This window comes from uncultured Corynebacterium sp. (genome assembly GCF_945649885.1).
Classification (GTDB): Bacteria; Actinomycetota; Actinomycetes; order Mycobacteriales; family Mycobacteriaceae; genus Corynebacterium.
This window is the reverse complement of record NZ_CALZFS010000144.1, coordinates 1-6618: the sequence shown is the minus strand read 5'-3', so window position 1 is coordinate 6618 and position 6618 is coordinate 1. Positions and strand designations below refer to the sequence as shown.

Genomic DNA, 6618 nt, shown 5'->3' with positions numbered 1-6618 from the left:
GCCTCCGGATCCGCCCCGGAAGCAGGCACCGTGGAGGCATGGGTGGCCTCAGATGGTTCTGTTGAACCCTCCCTGACTGAGCTGGCTGCTGCACCTGCTGAGGATAATCCTTCCCAGTCCTCCGGATCCTCTGCAGACACAGGCGTCTTCGCTGTGATCGCCGGAATCCTGGCACTAGTGGGTGGCGGACTGGCTGCACTGTTCACGATCCCAGGCCTCAACATTCCAGGCGTCGTACTGCCGAAACTCTAAGTGGGATTGGGGGCTGCGCTCCACCCAGACAAAGCAGAAAAGGAAAGACCCCTAAGAAAACGTGAGTTTCTTAGGGGTCTTTCAGGGCTGCTGTGGACAGCTGACTAGCTGACTAGCTGAAGCTGCGCTCCACACCGAAAGCAGCGCGTCGGGAGGCACGTCGCAAAGCACCCAGGATCGGTTTGGCAGTCAACAGTAGTAACACTGCGGTGAATACTGCTCTGCCCAGATCCCACCCCAGGGATGTGGTCAGGGTAAAGATGATGAAGGTGTGGAGATTGTCCAACACCGGTGCACCTGCGGTGAAGGACAGGTCAGTGGAGACCCCGATGGCATAGGGCCAGAAGCTCATGTTCATCAGGAATCCATAGCCCAGGGCAGCAAGTACTGAATAGGCAATGATCATGATGATCTCCTTCTTCCCACGCAGTGGTGGCAGGAGGCCTGCACCAAAACTCACCCAGGCGGCAGCCAGCATCTGATAGGGAAGCCAGGGGCCGATACCTGCGGTGAGCAGTGCGGACGCAAAAAGTCCGGTGTTTCCCAGGATGAAACCGAAGCCTGGGCCGAAGGCACGCCCACCCAGAATGAGGATGAAGAATACTGCCTCAAAGCCTGCAGATCCTGCACCGAAGGGGCGGACAATTGCCACCATGGCGCTGAGAACACCCAACATGGCAATGGCTTTGACATCAAAGCCATCTTCGCTGATTTCGGATACCACCGCGGCTAAGACCAGGGGAATCACCAGGGCCAGGTACAGCGGGGCCTGGGCATCATCGGAGAGAAAAGACTCCGGATTCACGATCAACGGCCAGAAGAAGATCACCATGCTCAACACTGCCAGCACACTCAGGGTGAGGAAGGACTTCGGCTTCAACACGATGGCATTTCTCATGACATCACCTCACCCAGGGAGGTTTGTACAGCAGGCACGGTGAGCCAGTGGGAAGCATCCTGAATACCGGCGGTGATCTTGGCTACCTGCGGGGCATAGGCAGGTGATGCTGCGAGGATGTCCACGGCAGGACCATCGGCAACGATCTTTCCTGCTGCCATGAACAGCACGCGGTCAGCGCACAGTGCAGAGAACTCCACATCATGGGTCACCACCATCACGGCATGCCCGTTGATGGCCAGTTCCTTGAAGCTGTTGGCCAGGGCTTTCTTACCGTCATAGTCGAGGCCGCGGGTGGGTTCGTCGAAAAGCACCACAGGTGGCTGGGCAGCCAACTGGATGGAGAGCGCCAGGGAGAGTTTCTGCCCTTCGGACAGGTCCCGTGGATGCAGGTCATCGGAAATGCCAGGTGCCAGGGAATCCAGGATGGACCGGGTGGTTCCTAGGTCAGCAGAGGCATCTTTATCGGAGCGGTGTAGTTCCAGAGCCACGGAGGACTCGTAGAGGATGTCGGTGGGTGTCTGGGGAACCATGGACACGATCCGGCGTCGGGCAGCTGGCTTGAGTGAATGGGGATCCACCCAGGAGGACCCGTGCACCAGCACTGACCCCTGATTACGTTTACCTGTTCCCTGCAGCGCCCAGAGGAGAGTGGATTTACCACAACCATTACGCCCCATGAGCACGGTGATCTCCCCTTCATGCAGGGTGAGATCCACCCCGTCAACAGCTCTGATCTCAGGGAAATCCACCACGATATCCTGGGCACGCAGCAGGGGAGTACGCGTCATGGTGGGGACCTTGGACACCACCAACCCTCGTTGGAAGAGACTCCTGCGCATCATGTGGGATTGCGCACGGGCATCACGGATGGACATGGGCAGCGGTGACCACCCGGCCCAACGCCCCAGCTCAATGACAGGGGGTGCCACATCCGCGGTGGTCATGATCTCCTCAGGAGTACCCAGGGTGACCCGGCCATCTTGACCCACATGGGCCACGCGATCCACATATTGCAGGACACGTTCAATGCGGTGTTCAGCCAGCACCACGGTCATCGCCAGATCATGGGCCAGACGGGTGACTGTGGCCAACACGTCCTCTGCACCGTTGGGGTCGAGTGCACTGGTGGGTTCATCCAGGATCATCAACGCCGGGCGGGTGGTGAGCACAGCACCGATGGCCACACGCTGCTGTTCCCCACCGGAAAGCTCCGAAAGGGCAACACCCCGCAGTTCAGCAATACCCAGCAGATCAAGGGTTTCCTCCACCCGTTTCTTCATCACCGTAGGTGGCAGACCGAGCTGTTCCATGCTGTAGGCAAGCTCCTCCTCCACAGTGTTGGTGACAAAGCTCGCCGCCGGATCCTGCCCCACCACACCCACCACATCAGACAGCAGGCGGGGCGGAAAATCACGGGTATCACGGCCAACCACACGCACATGACCATCCATATGCCCGCCGGTGGCATGGGGCATCGCACCGGTCATGGTGTTGAGCAACGTGGATTTACCCGCACCGGTCCTGCCGATGACCAGGAGAATCTCACCCTCGGTGAGCGTGAGATCAACGTTTTTGATCTGTGGTTCCGCCAGTGTGCGTTCATCGGCATAGTAGGAGGCGGACACATCCTCCAATTCCAGGACCGGTGCCTGGGACCACGCTTCACGACGAACCACTCCAGGGCTATTCATATACAGCTTCTTTCTGTGCTTTGCGACGACGTGCCCGGAAAGTCGCCCGGGGCAGTCGGGGAGTGAAAAAACCGGGGAGGGCTGCAACCACCATCCCCAGAATCACAAGAAGTGGAACCTGGGTGGGCAGATGCAGAGGCATCCAGGTGGTCACCATGGAGGCAGGATTGAGTCGATACTCAAGCAGGGCCATTGCCAGCGGAACCAGCCCACACAGGCTGGTCAGCCACTCCGCACCTGCCCAAGGCAGCTGGTCATAGGTGGTGGAGGTCTTGCGTCGAGAAGCAATGACCAGCGAAATCACAAGAAATCCAGCGCCCACCAACAACACCGGCACAGCAATGAACATCGGGGCACGGCCATCCAACACCACAAAGATGCCAATGGTGGCACCGATGATGCCAAGCGCCCCGAACACAGACGTGATGCGCTGCTCAATCAACGGGGTATCCGCCCGACGCCCGTACCCACGCGCATCCAGGGAACTCGCCAGAGCCAGGGAACGATCCAAGGTGTCCTGGAAAACCGGCATGAGGATGCGCGCAAAACCACGCACACCCCGGGTGTCATCACCGCGGAGAGTACGGGCCCGATGAATCCGATACGCCGATTCCGCCATCTGCGGAGCAATCGAAATCCCGATGACAATCGCCGTACCCAGGTCACCCAGCGCGCCGGGCAGAGCTTTGATCAGCTTCTTCGGATCAGCGAGGGAGTTTGCCGCACCGACGGCAACAATCATCGTGCCCAGCACCAGACCCTGGGTGGCACTCATCAACAACCCCTCGGCATATACCGTGCCAAACACATTGATGCCCGCCACCCACTCAGGCAGCGTCAGCGGCGGAATGTGAAACAGCTCCATCTCACCGATCTTGGCTCCCACCAGGACATGCATGACCAGGCGGTAGACCACGATCCAGCCACAGATCAGGAAATAGATGGGAAAAGCGCGTGCCCAGGGGGAAGCCCCCCGGCGTTGGGCCACCACAAAACACAGGGCCACCAGTGCCATGGCCAGGACATAAAGATTGGTGGTCAGGCTGATTGTTCCTGCAATGCCCAGCGCCCACACCCACCACGCCATGGGATGGATCAGACGTCTGGACAGCAGATAACGTTTTAGGGTTGTCATAGGAGACGCACTCACCTGTGACCTCACCCGTTGACTTCGCCGCGGCGAATCACCCAGGTGGCCGCGGCAGCACCACCGAGGAGAATGATGAAGGCCACGGTCAGTGCAATCATCCACGCCGGGGAAGAATTGCCAGCAGCCTGTGCTGCCGCGGGGGCGTACTGCGGGATGACAGGTTCTTCCTGAATCCCGGAAGAACTATCCAGCACCGGAGCAGTCATCACGCGTGTGCTCTTCGGATCCGGAGTGTTTGTTGGGGTGCTGGGCTGAGCGGACTGAGCACTCGGGGAACTCGAGGTATTCGGGGCAGGTGCTGCACGGGTTTGTGCAGGCTGAGCTGCTGCCCGGGATGCTGCAGCAATGAGTTCCTCATACTCTTTCCTGCTGATCTTATTGCCCTCAGAATCAAGGAACACCAGCACTTCATTCGGATTATCCGGATTCTCCTCAGGCTCCGGTTCTTCCTCCTGTGTTGTTGTGGCGGGCGTGGTGGTGTTCCGGTTGTCCAAAGGTGGGATGGTCGGAATAGTGGGAATATCGAGCTTGGTACGGCCCTCATCTGGGTCTGAGTCCAAATCTGAATCAAAAAAGGAATCAGAAGCGGGGTCCTCTTCGGTTTCTGTTTTACTCACCGGCACTGCGTCAGGTTCAACGCCGGGGCCCCAGGTCCAAGCTTCCACGGTGCCGGGTTGGGAGTAGTGGATCAGGGATCCACGATCGCTGTAGACCCAGGAGTTGTCACCCAGGGAGGCATGCCAATAGGACCAGTAGGCATGGGAGGGGGAGGCGGTGAGGCATTTATCCACACTGGCATCCGGGTAGTTGTTGATCCGGCAGAGGAATTCAGGGAATTTCTGTGTTCCCTCAAGGGAGAACCCGGCATTGATCAGGGTCTGCCAACCAGTTCCACCAGCAGGGGAGCAGGCGAGTGGATATCCCTCGATCATCACGGTCACTTCATCATCGGAGCAGGGGGTCACGGTTGTAGCGTGGGCGGTAGGGGCCCACGGGGAAACTGCGAGGAACATCCAGCCTGCCAACATGGCGGCCAGCACCTTGAGCAGGGTCTGAGGGCGGCTGAGGTGGAATTTCAGATGAATCACAGTCAACCCCTAGACCTGAACCGGGAGGAAGAAACCTGGACCAGCAAAACCAATGACTGCTGCAATCAGGGCAATGACGGCAGCCAGTGCTTCGAAGGGGATCCCACCTTCAGAGGATCCGGTGGCATCCTGGGGGGTGTTTTCATCCGGGGTGGCAGGTGCGCTTGGCTCTGGTGAGGGTTCAGGTGAGGGTGTCGGTGTCGGTTCAGGTGAGGGGGTGGGAGCATCCTGACCCGGGTAGACAACGGCTGCGTTGATGTAGTTGGCACCAGCAAATCCCAGTGCAGCTTGCGCGGAGGTGCGCAGGATCTGATCGGTGGGGGTGGTGGTGGCATCCATGCCCTGGATCCGCCAGGCGAAGGCACCCCGGAGGACTGCCGGTGCGGTGTCACCAAAGCGCACGCTGTTGAGATAGCTGTGGGTGCGGGTCAGGTTGGCCGTGTCCGCGGCAGCTGCGAAAGCACCTGCTGCCAGGGTGGTGGTGCTGGCATTCACACCGGAGAATCTACCGGTGATGCCACCGGAGGCATTGATCTTTTCCCGGAGATAACCCAGTGTGGCCTGGGTGGAGGGGTGGTCCTTGCCATGGACCAGGGTGAGCGCCTGGGCTGCCAGGCCAGTGGTATCTGGATCCACAGAATTACAACTCGGGGGATCTGCCTGGAAGAGGGGGACACCACCATCAGGGCAGATCTGGTTTTCCAGGAAGGAGGCGGCCTTTTCCGCAGCCGCTGTCTCCCCAACTCTTGCCAGGGCGATCACGGACCAGGACTGCCCGAAGTTCTGTACCGCGGAGGTGGGCTCCCCCTCGGTCTCATTCATCATCTGACCGTTGTCCTGCACAGCATCCACCAGTTCCGCAATGCGGGTGCTGTCGCGTTCGCCTCGGGAATCCTCGAGTGCCACGATCTTGGCCATGCGGTTGGCATCAACCTCACCCAAAAAGTGGGTGAAGCCATCCAGGTTCGCCATCACGGCGGTATAGCTGCGATCAGCCTGCTCAGGGTGGGTATTCAGGGCATCCAGTGCAAAGATGACATCAGCGGTCAATCCGATATCAGTACGTCCGGTGGGACCGGTAAGCAGTCCATCAGTGGTGGCATCCAACTGGGAAGCCAGAAATGCACCGGTGGTGTGGATCTCAGCAGATGTTGGGGGAGTGGCAGCGTGTGCGATATGCGGGCTGAACAAGGTGATGCCAGTAGCCAGAGCAAGAGTGATTGCTGTGGTCCGCATCCCAGTAAGAGTGGCCATGAAGGCATGTCCTTAATCTTTTTGGGAAACGCTTCTGAGAATCCCGAAAAGGCAGGCATGCCTTGACACGGGCTTCCAGAACCGTAGTCCTCGACGGTTTGGAGCCAACAGTGTTGTTTCAGGTATTCCGACTTCAGTGCTCCTGATGAGGAGCACCATACGGCTGCGGGTCAGCGCCGGAATCTCACCGGACTTCCCCTGATAACAAACGGTAGGTAATTTTTACTTTAGAAACAGTTCGCAGTGCGGTCAAAAATAACTGTGTGAACCCTGCCCCCAGGG

Annotated in this window: 5 protein-coding genes, 1 pseudogene and 1 riboswitch; of the genes and pseudogenes, 1 reads left to right on the top strand and 5 read right to left on the bottom strand. The window is 58.9% G+C overall.

All coding sequences use genetic code 11. From position 1 onward, the window contains the following. Positions 1 to 252: pseudogene (locus tag Q0M74_RS12435) on the top strand (hypothetical protein); the annotation flags it as partial. A 112-nt stretch (positions 253 to 364) separates the two neighbouring features. Here Q0M74_RS12435 and Q0M74_RS12430 read toward each other — a convergent pair. The 5 genes from Q0M74_RS12430 to Q0M74_RS12410 are packed head-to-tail and all read right to left on the bottom strand — an operon-like array spanning position 365 to position 6336. Next, positions 365 to 1150 (bottom strand): ECF transporter S component, encoded by a 786-nt coding sequence (locus Q0M74_RS12430; RefSeq protein ID WP_293954939.1) that lies wholly within the window; start codon positions 1148 to 1150, stop codon positions 365 to 367. Further along, complete coding sequence (locus tag Q0M74_RS12425; protein ID WP_293954937.1) at positions 1147 to 2844, bottom strand: ABC transporter ATP-binding protein; 1698 nt, start codon at positions 2842 to 2844, stop codon at positions 1147 to 1149. The genes Q0M74_RS12430 and Q0M74_RS12425 overlap by 4 nt, the downstream gene beginning before the upstream one ends. Beyond that, positions 2837 to 3979, bottom strand: coding sequence for an energy-coupling factor transporter transmembrane component T (locus Q0M74_RS12420; RefSeq protein WP_293954935.1), 1143 nt, complete (start codon positions 3977 to 3979; stop codon positions 2837 to 2839). The genes Q0M74_RS12425 and Q0M74_RS12420 overlap by 8 nt, the downstream gene beginning before the upstream one ends. A gap of 23 nt (positions 3980 to 4002) precedes the next feature. Then, a complete protein-coding gene (locus Q0M74_RS12415; protein WP_293954933.1) occupies positions 4003 to 5082 on the bottom strand; it encodes an oxidoreductase in 1080 nt (359 codons plus the stop codon). 9 nt (positions 5083 to 5091) lie between these two features. Then, positions 5092 to 6336 carry a hypothetical protein gene (locus Q0M74_RS12410; RefSeq protein ID WP_293954931.1) on the bottom strand — a complete coding sequence of 415 codons (1245 nt, stop codon included), beginning with the start codon at positions 6334 to 6336 and terminating at the stop codon, positions 5092 to 5094. 99 nt (positions 6337 to 6435) lie between these two features. Next, positions 6436 to 6587, bottom strand: a riboswitch (cobalamin riboswitch). Positions 6588 to 6618: the final 31 nt, after the last annotated feature.